Consider the following 18,172-nt stretch of genomic DNA (forward strand, 5'->3'; position numbering starts at 1 on the left):
TCGAGGTGGCCTCGCCAACCGAACGGCGTCAGACCGGCGGAGAGCCGACATGATCGACATCTTCCTGATTTCATCCAGCACGGAGCGTGCGCCGCAAATCGTCGCTCGCCTCGAAGCAAGCGGCGTGGCTTACCGGTTGCGCACCGCTCACGGCACTGCCCGGCAAGTGCGGGCGCACGACCGTGCGATTCGGAGCGCCGATATGCTGATCGTCGACGACGCCGATCTGGGCACGCGCGATCTGGACGGCGTCGAGGAAGCGCTGGCCTGCACGCCGGCCCTGCATTGCGTGCTGATGACAGCGGCGCCGTCCACCGCTTTGCTGGGCGTGGCGATGCGCGTCGGCGTGCGGCACGTGCTGTCGTGGCCGTCCGACGCCGACGAGATCACCACCATTCTCATCCAGGCCGACGCGCGGAAAAACGCCACCAGCCGCCGCACGGGCCGCGTGGTCTCGCTGGCTTCGAGCAAGGGCGGCAGCGGCACCACGCTGATCGCCGTGAATCTCGCGTATTCACTTGCCGCGCTGAGCAACCGGCGTGTGCTGCTGATCGACCTGAGCCAGCAATTCGGCGACGCCAGTCTGCTCATGGCCGACAAACCGCCGCCCACCACGCTTGCCGATCTCTGCTCCCAGGCGGAGCGCCTCGACGCCGCACTACTCGAATCATGCGTGATGCACGTCCACGCAAATCTCGATGTGCTGGCGGGCGCGGGCGATCCGCTCAAGGCCGCCGAACTGCTGCCCACGCAGTTGGAGCGCATTCTCGCGCTCGCGCGCGAGCGCTATGACGCGGTGCTGATCGACGTGGGGCAGAGCCTGAATCCGATGACGATCCACGCGCTCGATCGCAGCGACGCGATCTGCATGGTCGTGCGTCAGAACCTGCTCTACCTGCACGGCGGGCGCCGCATGCTCGATATTTTCAGGGAACTGGGCTATCCGGCCAGCAAGGTGCGGGTGGTGGTGAATCACTACGACAAGAACGCCCAGATCAACCTGTCGAAGCTCGAACAGACGCTTGGCGCGAAGGTGGCGCATCAGCTTCCGCACGACGACAAGCAGGCCAACGACGCGCTCAGCCGCGGGGTGCCGCTGGTGACGTCGGCGCGAGACAGCACGCTTGCGCAAGGCATCAGCCTGCTGGCGGACATGCTGTGGCCGTGCAGCGCCGAGCGCCGCAAAGGCGTGCTCGGCCGGCTGTTCGCGTCGCGGCCGAACGTGCCGCCGCAGCTCAAGCCAGGGCATTGAACCCATCCAGTCAAGCGGGATAGACTCGTTGAAAGCGAATCCGCACGTCCATGTCCTGATCTGGACAGCGGACCCGTGCCGCTGCTACGCTGCGGCACTGGGAGGCCGGCAGCCCGTGGCGTAGCCGGCTCGAATAATAATTCGCATATCGAAACGAGTCTGCAATGACATGGACCACTCCGCCGCCGGAGCGTCATGGCGAGCATTGTCCTGCGAAAAACAAGAGCGGTGAAACGGGCAGTGTGACGGATCGCGTCGACGCGCAGCCGCGCGCTATCACGGCGAGCGGCATGCGCGCGGCTTCGGTGGAAGTGCTCGCGCGTTGCGCCGCCGCGCTCATGTTCAGTCTCTTCGCCTATGCGGCGATCAAGCGCTGGCAGCAAGAGCCGGATCGCATCACGTTGTTGCTGCTGGTGGTGGGTGCGTTCGTCACGCTAGGCTTGTCGCTATTTGCGCGCGTGCCGGTGCGGCGCGACTGGACGCCGTTCGCTTTCATCTGCGCGGTAGGCGGCACGTTCTATTTTCTGGCGGTGCGGCTCGCACCCGGCGTGCAACTGGTTCCCGAAATGGCCGGCGCGGCGCTGCAGGTGTTCGGCATTTTCTGGGAGTTGTTCGCCAAGGCCTCGTTGCGCAGGTCGTTCGGTATCTTGCCGGCCAATCGCGGCGTGGTGTCTCGCGGCGCGTACCGCTTCGTGCGTCATCCCATGTATCTCGGCTACTTCGTGATGGACATCGGTTTTTTGCTGGTGAACTTCGGGATTCAGAACATGATCGTGTATGGATGCCAGTTCGCCTTGCAGGTGGGACGCATCTTGCGCGAAGAAAAGCTGTTGTCCGATGACGAGCGCTATCGCGCCTATCGAAGCAAGGTGCGATTTCGCGTGATTCCCGGCGTGTTTTGACGGTGTATCGTGTTGTTGTGGCCGCCTGGATGCGCGGTCCGTCTGCTTACTTTTCAGCGCGCCCTTGAGCGCGGCATTGCCCCATGCAAAACGAGTCCAGCGGTTTCAACGATATCGCGTCGATCCTGTCCAATCCGATTCTCAACACGGATTCGTACAAGGCGTCGCACTACCTGCAATATCCGCCCGAAGCGTCGGCGATGTTTTCATACATCGAATCACGTGGCGGGCGCTACGACCGCACGCTGTTCTTCGGCCTGCAGATGCTGATCAAGGAATACCTCTGCCGTCCGATCACGCCGGCCATGATCGAGCAGGCCAGGGCGTTTTTCACGGCGCATGGCGAGCCGTTCAACGAAGCGGGCTGGCGCTACGTCGTCGAACATCACGGCGGTTATCTGCCGGTGCGCATCTGCGCGGTGCAGGAAGGCTCGGTCGTGCCGACGCACAACGTGCTCGTCACCGTAGAATGCGACGACCCGCAGGTGTTCTGGCTGGCGTCGTATCTGGAGACCATGTTGCTGCGCGTGTGGTATCCGATTACGGTCGCGACACAAAGCTGGCATCTGCGCGGGACGATTCGCGGCTATCTGCTGAAGAGCAGCGACGACCTCGCGCAATTGCCGTTCAAGCTGCACGACTTCGGCGCGCGTGGCGTGTCGAGCGCGGAGTCGGCGGCGATCGGCGGCGCGGCGCATCTCGTCAGCTTCATGGGCTCGGATACCGTGCTCGGCGTGGTCGCGGCGAACCATTACTACAACGAGACGATGGCGGCGTTTTCGGTGCCGGCGGCGGAGCACAGCACGATCACCTCGTGGGGCCGCGAGCGCGAAACCGACGCGTTTCGCAACATGATCGCGCGCTTCGGCAAGCCGGGCGCGATCGTGTCGGTGGTATCCGACTCCTACGATCTGTTCGCCGCGCTGAACGCCTGGGGCACGGAGTTGAAGCAGGCGGTGCTCGACTCCGGCGGCACGCTGGTGATCCGGCCCGACTCAGGCGATCCGCAAACCATCGTGCTGCAAACGCTGCGGGCATTGGAGGCGTCGTTCGGATCGGTGGTGAACGGCAAAGGGCGGCGCGTGCTCAACAACGTGCGCGTGATCCAGGGCGACGGCGTCAATCCCGATTCGATCGAAGCAATTCTCGCCGCCATAGATGAAGCCGGTTTCGCCGCGGACAACATCGTGTTCGGCATGGGCGGCGCACTGTTGCAGCAGATCAACCGCGACACGCAGCGCTTCGCGATGAAGTGTTCGGCGATCCGGTTAGGCGACGAGTGGCGCGATGTGCTCAAAGATCCGGTCACGGACGCGGGAAAGCGCTCAATGAAAGGGCGACTGACACTGCTGAAGAATCGCCGCACGGGCGAGTATCGAACGACGACGCTGCCCGTTGAGGTAGAAGGCGATTGGGAAGAAGCGTTGGTGACAGTGTTCGATTCCGGCAAGCTGCTGGTCGATATGTCGCTTGCTGAAATCAGGAGCCGCGCTCACGCGCACGAAGGCTAATGCGCCGCCTTGCTCGCCGGCCAGACCGCCACGCCCGAAGCGCGGATATCGATCCGGCACGGTGCGCCTTCGCGCAAGCGGTTATCTTCATTGGCAATGTCGAAGCGGACACCGGCGATATTCACGCGGACATAGCGCTCGCCGCGCCGTAGTTCGACTGCGTCGACCACACCGGCGTGCGTGCCGTCCAGCTCGACAACAATCGCATGCGACGATACACGCCACATGACGCGTTCGCCGGCGCGCAGATCGAGCCCACTGTCGCCGGTTCCGATCACGAAGCCTGGCGCGATCTCGACCTGGCCCGACGCGTTCATCACGCCTTCGCCGACGTTATGCAAGCCGAGCAGACCGGCCACGCGCATCGACGCCGGGCGTTCGAACACGGCGTCGATAAACCCCGCTTGCAACACGCGGCCCTGTTCGGCCACCAGGACTTCATCAGCCAGAAACGCGGCTTCATCCGGATCATGCGTGACGATGATCGTGACCGCGGCGATCTCACGTTGCAACGCGCGCAGCGACTGCTGCAAGCGGCGCCGCCGCGGCGTGTCCAGCGCGGCGAAGGGCTCGTCGAACAGCAGCAGTTCGCTATGCCGTGTCAGCGCACGGGCAAGCGCGACGCGCTGCCGCTGGCCGAACGATAGTTGATGCGGCAGTCGCGCGACCAGTTGCGCGAGGCCCAGATGATCGAGCCAGTAACGCGCGCTCGCCGGATCGGCATCGACGGGAAAGGCCAGTTGCTGCGCAACCGTCATGTGCGGAAACAGGCCGTAGTCTTGCGGCATATAACCGATCTGCCGGCGCTCGGGCGGCAAAGTATTCAACGGCGTCGCGCCGAGCGTCACGCTGCTCGTCGCGTTGGATTCGAGTCCCGCGATCAGACGCAGCGCCAGCGACTTGCCCGAGCCCGACGGCCCGATGATCGCGAGACGCCGCGTGGCCGGCGTCCATGCGAGGTCGAGATCGAATGCGCCCAGTTGTCGTTGCAGATGGAAAGCGAGGCGCAGGCCCGCTGTTTCGCTGCCACTCGAAGCCGTCAGATTCGCGCCGGGTTCGAGCGCGTCGTCGCCGTTTTCGGTCTGCTCGAGCGCGGTTTTTTGTCGAATGCTGTAGATCGACAGCGCCGCGCAGACGATCGCGATGGCGAGTGTCGGCAGCAGCAGGGGCATCATCGCCGGCAGCCCCTGGCCGCCGAATACGACGTACGTATAGACCGGCAACGAATACGGGTGATAGGCGACCATCACGGTCGCGCCGAATTCGCCGAATGCGCGCAGCCACGCGAGCGCGAGTCCCGCGCGAATCGCCGGCCACGCGACCGGCAGCATGACGCGGAAAAAGCGGCTCCCGGCGTGATGGCCGAGCGTCGCGGCGACGTCGTCGAGCACCGGATCGACGGCGGTAAACGCGGACTTGGCGGCAATGATCAGAAAGGGTGCGGCGACGAAGACTTCCGCGAGCACGATGCCGGCGAACGAATCCGTCAGCACGCCGTTGGTGAAGCGGCCGATCCAGCTATACGGGCCGAGCAGAAACAGCAGCAGCACGCCGCTGGTGAGCGGCGGCAGCGCCAGCGGCAGTTGCACGACAAAGCCGAGCAGCGCGACTTTGCGCGACTGCGAACGCGCCAGGAAATAACCGAGCGGGACGCCGCCCAGCAGGATCGCGAGCGAGGCGACGCTCGCGCTCGCGGCGGAGACACCGACCGCCGACCACGTCGCGCGCCAGTCGACATTCGCCCAGTCCGCCGCGCCGAGCTGCGGCACGCTCGCGACAAACGGAGCGCACAGATAGACGGCCAGCAGCGCCGCCAGGCACAGCAGCGGACGCGCCGCGGTACGATTCATCGCGCTTATTGCGCGGCGGCGTCGATCACGGCTTGCACCGAAGGCGGCATGGCTTGCACGTTGCCCTTCACCGTCGGTTTGACGACGTCCACGCCATGTTGCTTGAGCAACGCGCGGCCTTGCGTGCTCAACAGGAAGTCGACGAAGCTGCTCGCGCCTTCACGATTCGGCGCGTCGCTGAGAATGGTCAGCGTGTAGCTGGCCTTGGCCTGCAATTCGGGCGCGGGGCGGATCGCCGGAATCTTCAGGTCGGACGTTTCGGTGGAATAGAAAAAGCCGGCGTCGAGCTGGCCGGATTGCAGACGGCCCACCAGCGTTTCCTCGGGTAACACCTGTTCGGGGTTTTCCGCGGCGCCGAGCGTTTTTTCCACGAGGTCCGGCTGATGGTAGAGCTCAGCCGCCTTGGTCACCATCTCGACGGTAAACGCGCCCTTCGGGTCGAGCTTCGGATCGGTGCGGCCGATGCGGATGCCCGGTTCCTGCAGCACCTGGTCCCAGCGCTTGCTCTTGAACTGCGGGGCGAATTTGCTCTGCGGGTTGTAGCCGATCATCAACGGCGATTCGGCGAAATTCACGTACCACGTGACGTGATCGCCGTTCGCCGCGCCCGTCAGGCTGTCATTCACCTTGGGGCTTGCGCTGATGAACACGTCGCCGCGGCGCAGCTTGCCCTTGATTTCGTTGGCGATCTTGTTCGAGCCGGCCGCGTAGCCGCGGAAATGCTGGCCGGTGGCTTTCTCGAATGCCGGGCCGATGCTGCGCTCCATCAGATTGACGAGCGAGCCGGCGTACAGCACGTTGACCGTATTGTCCTGTGCGAACGCGGGCACGGCCGTCACGATGCCGGCAACGACCATTACAGGAGCGACGAGAGAAGCGAGCAGCTTGCGAATCATGCGATAACCCCGATACGTTATTAAGAGCGCTATATTACGACGTCATCGCGCTGTCTTGTGTGACGACGTCGCTGCGCTTCAGTTGAGTGGGAAGCTGCGCACGTAGCTGGTGCCGCTCGCGCTGGCGGCGCGGTCGATTGCGTTGAGCTTGCCGCGTGGCGTGTCCACGGCCACGTCGCGGGCGTCCTGAAAATCGTTTGCAAGCAGGCTGATCGTGCCGTCCGCATGGCCGATTCGTCCAATATGTCCGGCGATATAGTGCGTATCGGCGCAGTTTTGTGCGCGAGCCGCGGTTGCATCGTAATATACGCATAGATATAACGTGCGAACAGGCCGTTCAGGCACGCATGCTGGAGATAATCGGAAATGGATAGTGTGAATGTGATCAACCCGCCCGCCGTCGACTGCGCGCTCGTCCTGAGCGGACGATTCCAGCGGCCGCTTTCATTCAGCCTGGACGACCTCAGACGCTACGAAAGCATGACAGCGACGCCGTTCGATCTGCGTTGCTATACGACCAACCGCTTTATCCGCAGCGTCGAACCGTACCGCGGCGTGCGCCTGATGACGCTCATCAAGGAAGCCGGCCTGCCGGATAGCGTGCCGGGCGAATTCAAGCGCACGGTGTTTGTCGCGGTCGGGCACGACGGCTATGTCGTGACGTTTTCGTGGCACGAACTCTTCAACACGCCGATCGGCGAGAACGTGATGGTCGCCTATGAATGCGGCGGCCGCGCGCTCGACGCTGAAGACGGCGCGCCGATTCTGTTTTCAGGTTCGGACATCCTGCCTGCGCCGCGTCATGTCAAACGGCTCGCGCGGATCGAGGCGCATGTGTTGGGACCGTTGATGTAAGCGGACGCGAGACGCGGCCGGCAGGCGTAACATGATCCGCTGGTTCACACTGCATTGCCGCCATGTCCATGTCTGACGATCCGCTTGCACGCGCTACGGGTATTGCCGCATCGGACGCGGGCGCGCCGCTGTGGGCGCTGTCGTTGCCGCGGGACGTGCAAACCTCAGCGCACATGGCCTATTGGTTGAACGCGGCAGCCAACCCCGCGTCGCCCGATACGCAACTCTTCGCCAAACTGATCGCGGAGCGCGACGCGCGCGACGAACTCGCGCTGCTCGGACTCAAACAAACGGAGTGGCGCGCACTGCTGGCGCGGCACTTTGCGCGCGGCGCCATTCCTGCCGCGCTGCCGTTCGTCGTTACTTCAAGCGAACACGCTGAATTTGTCCGCACGCTCCACGCGCTGTTGCTTACGCACGCAAGCGCCACGGTCCATGGGGACGACGCGCAGTGTCTCGCGGCGATCATCGCTCATGCCTGCTTGCGCCCGGATCATCTGTGGCGCGATCTCGGTCTCGCCGGCCGAGACGAAGTCACATGGATGCTGACGCGTTATTTCCCCACACTCGTCGCATTGAACACCGCTAACTTGCGATGGAAGAAATTCCTCGCTGAACAGCGCGCGCTGTCATTGGGTCTGGAACCCGGCCCGGCGCCAGGTTGTCCAGGCTGCGAAGACTACGCGCACTGCTACCCAGCGCTTCAACGAGTACCGTGACGGCCATTCGGCCAGGATGGCAGCGCGAGACGGTTCGTGTATGCTTTCGCGCATGGCTGACACCCCCAAAACCACACCCGCGCACGCGGCAAAAAAAGCCGCGAAGACGCGCCCCGAAGTGCGCTTCAGAATGCGCATCCGTAGCGGAGACGCGGTCGCGCTCGGGCCGGGCAAAGTCGAACTGCTCGAAGCCGTGCGCGAATTCGGCTCTATCTCGGCGGCGGCGCGCAGCCTCGATATGTCGTACCGCCGCGCGTGGCTGCTGATCGACGAACTGAACCGTTCGCTCAAGTCGCCTGCCACGCATTCGGAGCAGGGCGGTCAGAGCGGCGGCGGCTGCACGCTCACGCCGGTGGGCGAAACCATCATTCGCCTTTACCGCGACGTCGAAGTCGAGGCGCAGCGCAGTTGCGCGAAACAGATCGCCGAATTGACCAGGCTGATCCGCGCCTGATCCGCCCCGTTCCTAAAGAGCGCGCTTAGCCGTGCCGCAGGCAGAATGCCGACGGCGGCGGATTGCCCAATTGCGCAAGATTCTCCGGATGCAGGCGGCCCATCAATTCGACGAAGCTCGCCATGCTCGCCGTGCGCAGCGGGTAATAACCGATCTGATGGCGCTCGCAGACGCGCTTGAGCGTATTCATCGAATCGTGGGCGATGCAGTCGACCGGAAACACGACGACATCCGCGCCCGGCAACGCCGCGGCAAGCAGGCCCTTGCGATCTTCCACGCCGCCGTCGTGCACGATGAGTTCGCCGCCCGCGGCTTCCACCAGCCGTTTGAGCGCGGCGTTCGAGCCCGGCCTGCCGCCCACGTACACGATCCGTTTGCCTTGCACGCTGTCGAGGCTCGCGCGGTGCGTGCCGGTTGCGCTCGCCGCGTCGGCTGCATCCAATGTCGCGCGTTCGAGGGCGTCGCATTCGCTTTGCACCAGCTTGAGCAGCGTCAGCATCTGATCGTGGCTCCGGCGTAGCGCGAGTGCCGCCTCCTGTTCCTGCAGCGCGCGCTGTTCCGCGGCCTCGCGGCGGCTCGTGTGCAGAGCGACGCGCTGATCGGCGTCGGCTAGTTTGTCGCGCAGCCGTTGCGCTTCGGCTTCGAGGCGGGCTGCGTCGGCTGGGATCTGGCGGGTTGTCTGCGCCGTGAGCTGGGCAATCTGTTCGTTGAGCGCGGCGATCGACGCGTCGCGTTGCACGCTGAGTTCGTGCAAGCGGCTTTGCTGACGCTCGATCTTTTCTTTCAGTGCGGCGTTTTCCTCTTCCAGCGCGACCAGGCGGCGAATGTCCGCGCGATTGGCCGCGCCCACCAGATGCGACAGCATGTGCAATTCGCCGAACGCTTTCTGGCGCACGGGCATGGTCGCGAACGGATGCGTCATCAAGGCCCAGTAGGCGGGCGGGATGTCGCCGCTCTTCAGCGCTTCGTCCCAGAGCTTGAGCAGGGCGCCATCGTCGGCGGCTTTGTCGAAGCGGCGGATCGCGCCCGCATAGTGTTCGTCGAGCAGTTTGTGCAGCGCCTTGGCGGCCGCGCCGCCTTCGATCGCGAGTTCGACCGCCGCGTGATGAATCTCGAGATCGCTCGCGTCGTGGCGGTCGAGTCCCTTGAATTTGGGCACCAGCTTGCGCAATTCATGCGTGCTCAGACACGTGCCGATGATCGAGCAATGCAGATGGCTATCGAGTTCGGCGAGACGCGCGCGCCGTTTGGTGTTCGAGAACGATACTTTGGCGGGCGCGCAGCACGCGTCGGCGGCGTGCAGGCCGGTGCCGGCAAGCTCGTCGCCGGACAGTTTCAGACGCATGGGCTGGGCGAGACGGAACGGGGGCGTGTGCATGGGAATCTCGAATCCGGTTCGGTGTCAGGCGGGTTGAACGTGTCGGTTAAGCGCATGGCGCACGTTCGCCGCGCGAGCGCGGTCGTCGATGTATTCGGAGAGATATAGCGGTGGACGAGAGCGAACGTTCATCTGCGGTTGTCGCGAATCAGTCGTTGGAAGGGGCGAGGGCGGGCTCGGCGACGCGCGCTTTGCGCTGGGGCGCCGTGCCGCCCGCCGGGCTTCGAACAGTGGCGGCGCGCTGGCCGGCCACCGCGTTCGTCTCGCTCGCCACGCGTGCGTGCGTTTCGAGCACATGCCCGACGCACAGGCCCACGAACGCCGCGTCGAGCCCTTCGAGTTCCGCGACCACCTTGCGCAGCGCGGCCAGGTCATTGCTGAACGTGTCGGAAAAGATCGCGTCGCGCAGTTGTTCGGCGCAGCGCGCTTCTTCGATCGCCGCTTTCAGGTCGCGCAGACGTGCGAACCCTGCGGCTCTCGCCCGCTCGGCGAGGATCGACAGCAACTGGTTCAGCGAGTGCGAGCCGGACGTGCCGACCGAGGCGAAATTCAACTGGTCGTCGGTCAGCATCAGCACGAACCGCTGCACGCTGCCGTAGAGACGCCGGTAGGCGTCGACGACATCGCGGATCGATTCGGCGCGGCCGCGCTCGGACGCCGACTTCACCGCGACGATGGTCGACGAAAGCTCGGTCGGCAAGCGTCCGAGACGTTCTGCCGGGGCGGATGAAATGGATCGGCTGCGCACTGCTGCTGGCTCCTTAGGCTTCATCGGGCGCGGTTCGCGAAGGCACCAAAAGACGCATCGCCACGCACCACGAAGCCTACCGTGATATTCGGCAGGATATAACGAAACGCGACCCGCGTGTTGAACAGGAGCCGTTTCCGGCCCTTCGCGCCGCCGTCAGACCGCTGTCATTTGCGCCTCGCAAAGTCGAGAAACGCCTTGACGGCCGGGGCCCGCTCGTACTTGCGGAAGGCAATCGCGATCTCCGACGCGATGGATGGCCCGGCGATGTCGCGGTACACCACGCCCGGCAACGCGATGCAGTCAGCCAGCGTATGCGGCACGACGGCGACGTAGCCGCCCAGCGACACGCAGGCCAGCACCGAGGCGAGCGTGCCGGGGCGCGGTCCGAGGCGGGCGGAGAAGCGTCCGCGGCGCGCGACTTCGAAGGTGCCGGCTTCCTGTTCCGGCAGCACGAAGCACTGGTCGCGCAGTTGCGCCGGTTTGACGCTCGCCGAGGCCGCCAGCGCGGAGTCGGCCGGCAGCGCGAGCACGAACTGGTCGCGATGCACGGTCGTGGCCTGAATGCCGTCGGCGAGCAGCATCGGCGGGCGCACGTAGGCGGCGTCGAGGAGGCCGTCGCGGAGCATGGCGGCAATGTTGTCCATCGGCACCTCGCGGATCGAGATATCGACGCCCGGATGCGTGCCGCGAAATCCGCCGACGTCGCGCTGCAGCACGCCCGCATACGCCGCCGACGCCACATAACCGACTTCGACGCGCCCAAGTTCGCCACGCTCGGCCAGCACGGCGCGCTCCTCGCCGCGCGCGAGGTGATCGAGCGCGGCCAGCGCTTCGGCGAGATAGGCGCTGCCCGCCGCGCTCAGCGCCACCGAGCGCTTGGTGCGATGAAACAGCCGCACGCCGAGCAGCCGTTCCGCCTCCTGGATCAGCTTGGTCAGCGACGGCGCGGCGATCCCGAGTTCGTCCGCGGCGCGCGAGAAATGAAGCTGTTTCGCGACGCAAACGAAGGCGTGGATGTGACGGAGTTCGAGTTGCCGCATGGTTTTCTGTATTTCCATTCAGGCTAATTATTTTGTGATTCTATGCCAATGACAGGCAATACACGGGTCGCTACGATGACATGACTTCGACTCACCGCCATTTGCCTTCCTATGCCGCCTTCTTCGCCAGCTCAGCGCCCGAAACCCGTCAATCCCGCATTCGTGCTGGCCACCGCCTCGGCCACCTGCGCGCTGATCGTGCTGGACACCAATGTCGTGGCGGTCTCGCTGCCGTCGATCGCACGCTCGTTCCACGCGAGTTTCGCCGACGTCGAATGGGTCGTCAGCGCGTACATGGTCGCGTTCGCGTCGTGCCTGCTGCCCGCGGGCGGTCTCGCGGACCGCGTGGGCCGCAAGAAAATGCTGCTGCTCGGGCTGGCGGTGTTCTTTCTGGCGTCGCTCGGTTGCGGCGCGGCGCCCACTGCGACGGCGCTGAACCTCGCGCGAGCGCTCAAGGGCGTCGGAGCCGCAATGCTGCTCACCGCCGCGCTCGCCGTGATCGCGAACACGTTTCACGAAGGTCCCGCCCGCGTGCGCGCGTGGGCCGTGTGGGGCACCTGCATGGGCCTTGCGACCACGGTGGCGCCGCTGGTCGGCGGCGTCATCACGCAATGGTTCGGCTGGCGCTGGATCTTTCTGCTGAATCTGCCGGTGTGCGCGGTGCTTGCGTGGTGTGCGTCGCGCGCGATCGTCGAGTCGCGCAATCCGCAACCCGGTCCGCTCGATCTCGCCGGCAGCGTGCTGTTCGGCAGTGCGCTCGCGCTCGGCATCTGGGCGTTGATCGAAGTGCCGGCCGACGGCCTCGCGGGCTGGCCGACCGTCGCGCGGCTCGTGGCCTGTGTGCTGTTGTTCGCCGCTTTCGTCCAGGTGCAACGCGCACGGGCACATGCGATGGTCGATCTCGCGCTGTTCCGGCAGCCGCGCTTTGTCGCCGCCGTGCTCGCCATGTTCGGCTACGCCGCCTGCGCGCAGGTGATGATGACGTTCCTGCCGTTGTATCTGCAGAACGCGTTCGGTCTGTCCGCGGTGGCGGCCGGCGTCGGCATGCTGCCGTTCGCGCTCTCGATGGTGGTCGGGCCGTACATCGGCGCCGCGCTCGGCAGGCGTGTGTCGAGCATGGCGGTGCTGTCGGCGGGCCTGGTGCTGATCGCCCTCGGCAATCTGCTGACGGCATGGGTGGCGGGCGACGAACGCTATGTGCTGGTCGCGCTCGGCATGATCGTGACGGGGCTCGGCGCCGGGATTCTGAACGGCGACACGCAGAAGGCGATCATGGCCTGCGTGCCGCCGGATCGCACCGGCATGGCCTCCGGCATCAGCACGACGACGCGCTTTACCGCCATTGTCACCTCGGTCGGGGGGCTCGGCGCGGTGCTCGCGGCGCGCACGCACACGGCATTTCTTGCGGCGACGCCAGTGACGCTCGAGGTGAAAACCGCGCTCGATGCCGGTTTCATGTCTCGCGTGCTGGCCGGCGATACGGCGCAGGCCACGGCTGGTTTGCCGGCCGCCGTACGCGCCACGCTGATGTCGGCCGCGCACGCGAGCTTTGCGAGTGGTTTTGCCGCCGCGCTGGGTCTGGCCGCTGTCATTGCGGTGTCGATTGCGGCGGGCGTGTGGTTGCTGGCCGGCAAAAGCGAGGCTGCGCGGATGCGTGGCGCGGCGTCGAACGGCTAGGCGCGCCGCGTCGCCCGCTGGGCCCGGTTTTCCGATATCGTGTGCGGCGTGCCCGCCGTCGAATGATCGCCGGGCGCTTTTGCGGATCGACTTCAAACGCGGCCAACACACCCCATCAAAACAATGAGCCATCCCAACGCCAACACCAACATCGAACTGATCCAACGTTTCTATACGGCGTTCCAGCAACGCGACGCCGAAACCATGGCGGCCTGTTACGCGGACGACGTCGTCTTCAGCGACCCCGCGTTCGGCGAGCTGCGCGGCGAGGAAGCGCGCGATATGTGGCGCATGCTGGTGGCGCGAGCACAAGACTTCTCGCTGACGTTCGAGGGCGTCGAAGCGGACGACCGCAGCGGGCGCGCCCGCTGGGTCGCAAGTTATCTCTTCAGCCAGACCGGCCGCGCGGTGGTCAATCGCATCGACGCCCGCTTCGTGTTCCGCGACGGCCGCATCGTCGAACATCGCGACAGCTTCGATTTGTGGAGTTGGACGCGCCAGGCGCTGGGCCTCAAGGGGACGTTGCTCGGCTGGTCGCCGCTCGTGCAGCGCGCTATCAGAACGCAGGCAAGAAAGGGCCTCGAACTCTACCGGCGCCGCCAGCAGCGCACTTGAGCCGCGTGCCGCGCAGTCAGGCCTAAGACCGCCTGCTTGCTATCATTCAGCCACGTGATGCTGAATTTCTTCAAGCGGACGAACAAGGAATGCTATGCCAGTAGTGGATGCCGCATGGGAAGAGTGGCTGAGCAGCAACGTGGCGCGCGGCTGCAGTCCCGATTCGATGGTCGACGCCATGGTGCAGGCCGGTTTTGCCACCGACGCCGCGCGCGCCGCCGTGCACAAGACGTTCGGGCAAGACCCGGCTAAAGCGGCGAATCCGGCCTTTGCCGCGGCGGCCGCGACCGAAGCGGCGCTGGCTAAAGCCGCGCCGCAAATTTACCAATACGACGATCCGCCCGTCGCGCGCGGCAATCTGATCCGCGCGCACGATCGCGACGTGCGTGTGCTGATGCGTTGCGAGCGTCCCCAGGTGATCGTGTTCGGCGATGTGTTGTCGCCAGATGAATGCGCCGAGATGATCGAGCGTTCGCGTCATCGGTTGAAGCGCTCCACCACGGTCAATCCCGAGACCGGCAAGGAAGACGTGATCCGCAATCGCACCAGCGAAGGCATCTGGTATCAGCGCGGCGAAGACGCGTTCATCGAACGGATGGATCGGCGCATTTCGAGCCTGATGAACTGGCCGGTCGAAAACGGCGAAGGGCTGCAGATTCTGCACTACGGCACGACCGGCGAATACCGCCCGCATTTCGACTACTTCCCGCCCGATCAACCCGGCAGCGCGGTGCATACCGCGCAGGGTGGCCAGCGCGTCGCCACACTGGTGATCTATCTGAACGACGTGCCGGACGGCGGCGAAACCATCTTTCCCGAAGCGGGCATGTCGGTCGCGGCGAGACAGGGTGGGGCGGTGTATTTCCGTTATATGAACGGCCAGCGCCAACTCGATCCACTGACCTTGCACGGCGGCGCGCCGGTGCTCGGCGGCGACAAATGGATCATGACGAAGTGGATGCGCGAACGCGCTTACGGCTGACGACAACCGATCCCAGGCGCTATTCAGCCGGCTGGCCGGCGGTGGCAGTCGCAGTCGCGTTGCCCGGCGAGCCGGCGAATAGCTGCTTCAGCGCGCCGCGCGCGCTCATGTAACCCATCCGCATGATCATCAAGCCGATCGCCGCGCCGGCAATGTGATCCAGCATCGGCATGCCGGCCAGACTGCCGGCGAGTCCCAACGTCGCCACCAGCGCCGACACCGCGTCGACGCGTGCATGCCACGCGCTGGCCAGCAGAATCGCCGAGCCGGTGCGGGCGCCTTCGGCGCGCATATAGCGAAACAAGGCTTCTTTGGCGAGCATCACGAAACCGCTCACGGCCAGCGCACCGAGATGCATCGCGATGCCGCCGCTCAACGTGGAGGTTTGCGCGACGCTGGTCCAGAGCATTTCGGCGGCGGTGATCATCAGTACGGCGGCGATGAATAGCGTGGCCAGCACCTGTTCGATGCCGGTATCAGTGCTGGATTTGTCAGCGCGCGGGTGTCTCGTGGCGAGGTACAGCACGATCAGCACGACGCCGTCGGCGGCGAGGTCGCTCAAGGTGTGGACGCCGTCGGCGAAGAGCCCATCCGAATGCGCCATCAGGCCGATGGCGATCTGCATCGCCGAAAGGAACGCGTTGAGCAGCGCGCTGGCGGAGGCGGCCTTAAACAAGGCGCCCGCCGTCGACCGAATCGCTGCGGGGCGCGCGCGCGGAATACTGTGGCATGGGCTGGGGACGGTTTTTGCTGTTGTGCGGTTTCTGTTCCCGCAGCAAATTAACCGTCCAACGTGGCACGCCGATGACAGTGCCATGAGGGTTCGCGGCGCCGGCGCGACGTGGTCTGCCCGTTGGGATTCGCTATAGGTTCTTTCGTCTGGGAGCGTCACATGCGTGACGCGAGTTTGCGTTTGCCCTCAGCCGCTATCGCTGTACTTCGCGTGCGCCGCGCTCAGGTCGTTTTATAGACGTCGGGGTTGTGCACCTGCATGAAAAGCTCCGGATTCGCGAGTCCCTCGAAACCATGCGATGCATATACGTGATGCGCGTCGGTCGTCGCCAACATGATTCTTCGCAGGCCCTGCAGCGAAGGGCTGGCGAAAACGTGCGTCATTAAAGCGGACGCGTATCCCTTACCGCGATACGCCGGCAGCACGAACACGTCGCACAGGTAAGCGAAGGTTGCTTCGTCGGTAATCAGACGCGCGAACGCGATCTGTTTGCCTTCGATATAGCCGCCGAAACACAGCGAGCCCGCGATGGCCCGCTCGAACGTCTCGCGCGGCATGCCCTTCGCCCACGGCGTTTCTTGCGACAGGAACGTGTAGACCATCTCGATGTCGAGGTCGGCCTTGTCATGCGAAATCGTGAGTTCTTGTGCTTGCACCGCGTATCTCCGCCCGTTTTATCAGAGTGCTGCGCCGTCAACCCTTGGCCGGATCTTCGCTGCCGCGCGAGCCGCCGCCGATGCTCTGGCCGGCATCGCGCGCGAGACCCATGTAGCCGATCACGGATGCCAGCGTCACTACGCCCGCGAACAGAAACGCAAGACGGAAATCGTCGAGCGTGAACACGCGGCCCGTGATCTCGCCGTTGAAGAACGCCGCCGCGCGCAGCGACACCGCGCCGAACGCGATGCCGAGGCCGATCGTCATCTGCGCGGCCGCGCTCCATAGCGTGCTGGCCGCGCTCATCTGCGGTTGCGCGACGTCGGCGTAGGCGAGCGTGGCGAGCGTCGAAAATTGCATCGAGCGCGCCACGCCGTAGATGAACACGACGAACAGCACCAGCGCGAGCGGCACATTCGGGCTGAGCAATCCGCACGCGATGATGAACACCCCGGCCACCGTCACGTCGACAATCGACACCATGCGAAAACCGTAACGCTGCAGGATGCGTGTGGTCAGCGCCTTCATGCCGAGGTTGCCGAGCGCGCTCGCGAGCAGCAGCAGCCCCGACTTGAACGCCGACAAGCCGAAGCCCACCTGGAACAGCAGCGGCATCAGATAAGGCACCGCGCCGATGCCGATGCGCGTGAACGAGCCCGTCACCACGGTCACCGAAAAAGTGGGGATTTGCAGCGTCGAGACGTCGATGAGCGGATGCGGATGACGCTTCGCATGCTGGAACGCCACCATGCCCGCCAGCAAACCGCCGAGGATGATCGCCCCGGCGATCCACGGATTCTCGCCGGGCTGGCTTGCCAACTCCGCGCCGTAGAGAATCGCCGTCAACGCCACGCCGCTTAGCAGCAGGCCGATCACGTCGAGCGGCTTGCGTTCGGCGCCGCGCAGGTTCGGCACCAGCGCGAGCGCAACGGCCATGGCCGCGAGGCCGAACGGCACGTTGAGCAGAAAGATCCAGCGCCACGACGCGTAAGTCGTGATGAAGCCGCCGATCGGCGGCCCGACCACCGGCGCGGCAATCGCCGGCCACGTGATGGTCGAGATCGCCTGCATCATGCGGCTTTTTTCGGTGCTGCGGACCACGATCAGCCGGCCCACCGGCACCATCATCGCGCCGCCTATGCCTTGCAGCAGACGGGCGGCGGTGAACTCGGCGACGTTCTGCGACAGGCCGCACAGCACGGAAGCCACGGTGAACACGCCGATTGCGCTGAAGAACACCGTGCGCGAGCCGCAGCGGTCGGCGACCCAGCCGCTCGCGGGGATGAAGATAGCCAGCGCCAGCATGTAGGCCGTCATGCCGAGACTGAGGCTGTTGGGACCGACGCCGAACGAGTGCGCCATCTGCGGCAACGCGGTGGCGATTACGGTGGTGTCGAGGTATTCCATGAAGAAGGTAGCCGCGACGATATACGGCAGCCAGCCGACGTGCGCGTTGCGTGCCTCGCTGCCGCTCATTGGGCGGCTCCGGTCGCGCTGCTTGCGGTGTCGTGCGGGGGCCGGTCAGCGCCGCTGCGGTGCCGGCGCTTCGCGCGCGATGGTTGGGCCTTCATGTTCTTGCGACTACCTTTTGAAAACGTGTTTGCGGCATCCGGACGGGCGGACGCGCGCGGGATCGTGGCCGCGGTCGGCGCGTCGGCGAAGCTATCGAGGATGGTTTTGCCGAAGAGGGCCAAACGATGGCTGGCCCTGAATCCTAACGCAATATGGGACGCCATATTGGTGACGATGGCAGGTGGGGTAGGTGGGGCTTCTGCGGGGTGGAAGGTCGGCGGGGCCGTGAGGCAGCGAGGTCGGAAGTGCGCAGTTCGCGAAGCCGCGCCTCCGGGGCCTGTCATAAATTTTGTGTGTAAGGCATAACATGTAGCTCAAGGAGCATGTA

Annotated in this window: 18 protein-coding genes; 9 read left to right on the top strand and 9 right to left on the bottom strand. The window is 65.0% G+C overall.

Annotated elements, in window-relative coordinates:
- The first annotated feature begins 49 nt into the window (after nucleotides 1-49).
- The 3 genes from ACFSNN_RS30715 (at nucleotide 50) to ACFSNN_RS30725 (ending at nucleotide 3,665) form a co-directional block, all read left to right on the top strand.
- Nucleotides 50-1,252, top strand: coding sequence for an AAA family ATPase (locus ACFSNN_RS30715; RefSeq protein WP_134464267.1), 1,203 nt, complete (start codon nucleotides 50-52; stop codon nucleotides 1,250-1,252).
- A gap of 290 nt (nucleotides 1,253-1,542) precedes the next feature.
- Nucleotides 1,543-2,154, top strand: coding sequence for a methyltransferase family protein (locus ACFSNN_RS30720; RefSeq protein ID WP_244323084.1), 612 nt, complete (start codon nucleotides 1,543-1,545; stop codon nucleotides 2,152-2,154).
- Between the two features lie 83 nt (nucleotides 2,155-2,237).
- Nucleotides 2,238-3,665, top strand: coding sequence for a nicotinate phosphoribosyltransferase (locus tag ACFSNN_RS30725; RefSeq protein ID WP_134464271.1), 1,428 nt, complete (start codon nucleotides 2,238-2,240; stop codon nucleotides 3,663-3,665).
- Here the strand turns inward: ACFSNN_RS30725 and ACFSNN_RS30730 are convergent.
- The 3 genes from ACFSNN_RS30730 to ACFSNN_RS30740 form a co-directional block, all read right to left on the bottom strand.
- Nucleotides 3,662-5,515: an ABC transporter ATP-binding protein/permease gene (locus ACFSNN_RS30730; protein WP_134464273.1), complete on the bottom strand. Its 1,854-nt coding sequence runs from the start codon at nucleotides 5,513-5,515 to the stop codon at nucleotides 3,662-3,664. The two genes, ACFSNN_RS30725 and ACFSNN_RS30730, sit on opposite strands and share 4 nt — an antisense overlap.
- Nucleotides 5,516-5,520: 5 nt before the next feature.
- Entirely contained in the window at nucleotides 5,521-6,411 is an 891-nt protein-coding gene (locus tag ACFSNN_RS30735) for an extracellular solute-binding protein (protein ID WP_134464275.1), read from the bottom strand.
- A gap of 78 nt (nucleotides 6,412-6,489) precedes the next feature.
- Entirely contained in the window at nucleotides 6,490-6,756 is a 267-nt protein-coding gene (locus tag ACFSNN_RS30740) for a hypothetical protein (RefSeq protein WP_134464277.1), read from the bottom strand.
- Between the two features lie 21 nt (nucleotides 6,757-6,777).
- Here ACFSNN_RS30740 and ACFSNN_RS30745 point away from each other — a divergent pair, with 21 nt between their 5' ends.
- The 3 genes from ACFSNN_RS30745 to ACFSNN_RS30755 all read left to right on the top strand — a co-directional run bounded on the left by ACFSNN_RS30745 (nucleotide 6,778) and on the right by ACFSNN_RS30755 (nucleotide 8,439).
- Nucleotides 6,778-7,266, top strand: coding sequence for a molybdopterin-dependent oxidoreductase (locus ACFSNN_RS30745; RefSeq protein WP_134464279.1), 489 nt, complete (start codon nucleotides 6,778-6,780; stop codon nucleotides 7,264-7,266).
- Between the two features lie 173 nt (nucleotides 7,267-7,439).
- Nucleotides 7,440-7,985 (top strand): nitrogen fixation protein NifQ, encoded by a 546-nt coding sequence (locus ACFSNN_RS30750; RefSeq protein ID WP_134465610.1) that lies wholly within the window; start codon nucleotides 7,440-7,442, stop codon nucleotides 7,983-7,985.
- 52 nt (nucleotides 7,986-8,037) lie between these two features.
- A complete protein-coding gene (locus ACFSNN_RS30755; RefSeq protein WP_208949585.1) occupies nucleotides 8,038-8,439 on the top strand; it encodes a winged helix-turn-helix domain-containing protein in 402 nt (133 codons plus the stop codon).
- A 25-nt stretch (nucleotides 8,440-8,464) separates the two neighbouring features.
- Here the strand turns inward: ACFSNN_RS30755 and ACFSNN_RS30760 are convergent, their stop codons facing one another.
- The 3 genes from ACFSNN_RS30760 to ACFSNN_RS30770 form a co-directional block, all read right to left on the bottom strand.
- Nucleotides 8,465-9,817 carry a DUF2325 domain-containing protein gene (locus ACFSNN_RS30760; RefSeq protein ID WP_134464281.1) on the bottom strand — a complete coding sequence of 451 codons (1,353 nt, stop codon included), beginning with the start codon at nucleotides 9,815-9,817 and terminating at the stop codon, nucleotides 8,465-8,467.
- A gap of 148 nt (nucleotides 9,818-9,965) precedes the next feature.
- The gene (locus tag ACFSNN_RS30765) at nucleotides 9,966-10,565 is read right to left on the bottom strand and encodes a hypothetical protein (protein WP_134464283.1); all 600 of its coding nucleotides are present in this window, start codon (nucleotides 10,563-10,565) and stop codon (nucleotides 9,966-9,968) included.
- Nucleotides 10,566-10,732: 167 nt separating this feature from the next.
- On the bottom strand, nucleotides 10,733-11,608 hold the full coding sequence (locus tag ACFSNN_RS30770; protein WP_134465612.1) for a LysR family transcriptional regulator: 876 nt from the start codon (nucleotides 11,606-11,608) through the stop codon (nucleotides 10,733-10,735).
- A 111-nt stretch (nucleotides 11,609-11,719) separates the two neighbouring features.
- On the opposite strand from ACFSNN_RS30770, the gene ACFSNN_RS30775 reads away from it, so the two are divergent.
- From ACFSNN_RS30775 to ACFSNN_RS30785, 3 genes are all read left to right on the top strand, one after another.
- The gene (locus ACFSNN_RS30775) at nucleotides 11,720-13,285 is read left to right on the top strand and encodes an MFS transporter (protein WP_134464285.1); all 1,566 of its coding nucleotides are present in this window, start codon (nucleotides 11,720-11,722) and stop codon (nucleotides 13,283-13,285) included.
- A gap of 123 nt (nucleotides 13,286-13,408) precedes the next feature.
- The gene (locus tag ACFSNN_RS30780) at nucleotides 13,409-13,900 is read left to right on the top strand and encodes a nuclear transport factor 2 family protein (RefSeq protein ID WP_134464287.1); all 492 of its coding nucleotides are present in this window, start codon (nucleotides 13,409-13,411) and stop codon (nucleotides 13,898-13,900) included.
- A gap of 94 nt (nucleotides 13,901-13,994) precedes the next feature.
- Complete coding sequence (locus ACFSNN_RS30785) at nucleotides 13,995-14,882, top strand: 2OG-Fe(II) oxygenase (RefSeq protein WP_134464289.1); 888 nt, start codon at nucleotides 13,995-13,997, stop codon at nucleotides 14,880-14,882.
- Between the two features lie 19 nt (nucleotides 14,883-14,901).
- On the opposite strand, the gene ACFSNN_RS30790 is transcribed toward ACFSNN_RS30785, so the two are convergent.
- From ACFSNN_RS30790 to ACFSNN_RS30800, 3 genes are all read right to left on the bottom strand, one after another.
- Nucleotides 14,902-15,558, bottom strand: a complete 657-nt coding sequence (locus ACFSNN_RS30790; protein ID WP_134464291.1) for a cation diffusion facilitator family transporter — start codon at nucleotides 15,556-15,558, stop codon at nucleotides 14,902-14,904.
- 278 nt (nucleotides 15,559-15,836) lie between these two features.
- Complete coding sequence (locus ACFSNN_RS30795; RefSeq protein WP_134464293.1) at nucleotides 15,837-16,271, bottom strand: GNAT family N-acetyltransferase; 435 nt, start codon at nucleotides 16,269-16,271, stop codon at nucleotides 15,837-15,839.
- A gap of 37 nt (nucleotides 16,272-16,308) precedes the next feature.
- Nucleotides 16,309-17,748 carry an MFS transporter gene (locus ACFSNN_RS30800; protein ID WP_134464295.1) on the bottom strand — a complete coding sequence of 480 codons (1,440 nt, stop codon included), beginning with the start codon at nucleotides 17,746-17,748 and terminating at the stop codon, nucleotides 16,309-16,311.
- Nucleotides 17,749-18,172: the final 424 nt, after the last annotated feature.

The organism is Paraburkholderia dipogonis (assembly GCF_042680985.1).
Lineage (GTDB): Bacteria > Pseudomonadota > Gammaproteobacteria > Burkholderiales > Burkholderiaceae > Paraburkholderia > Paraburkholderia phytofirmans.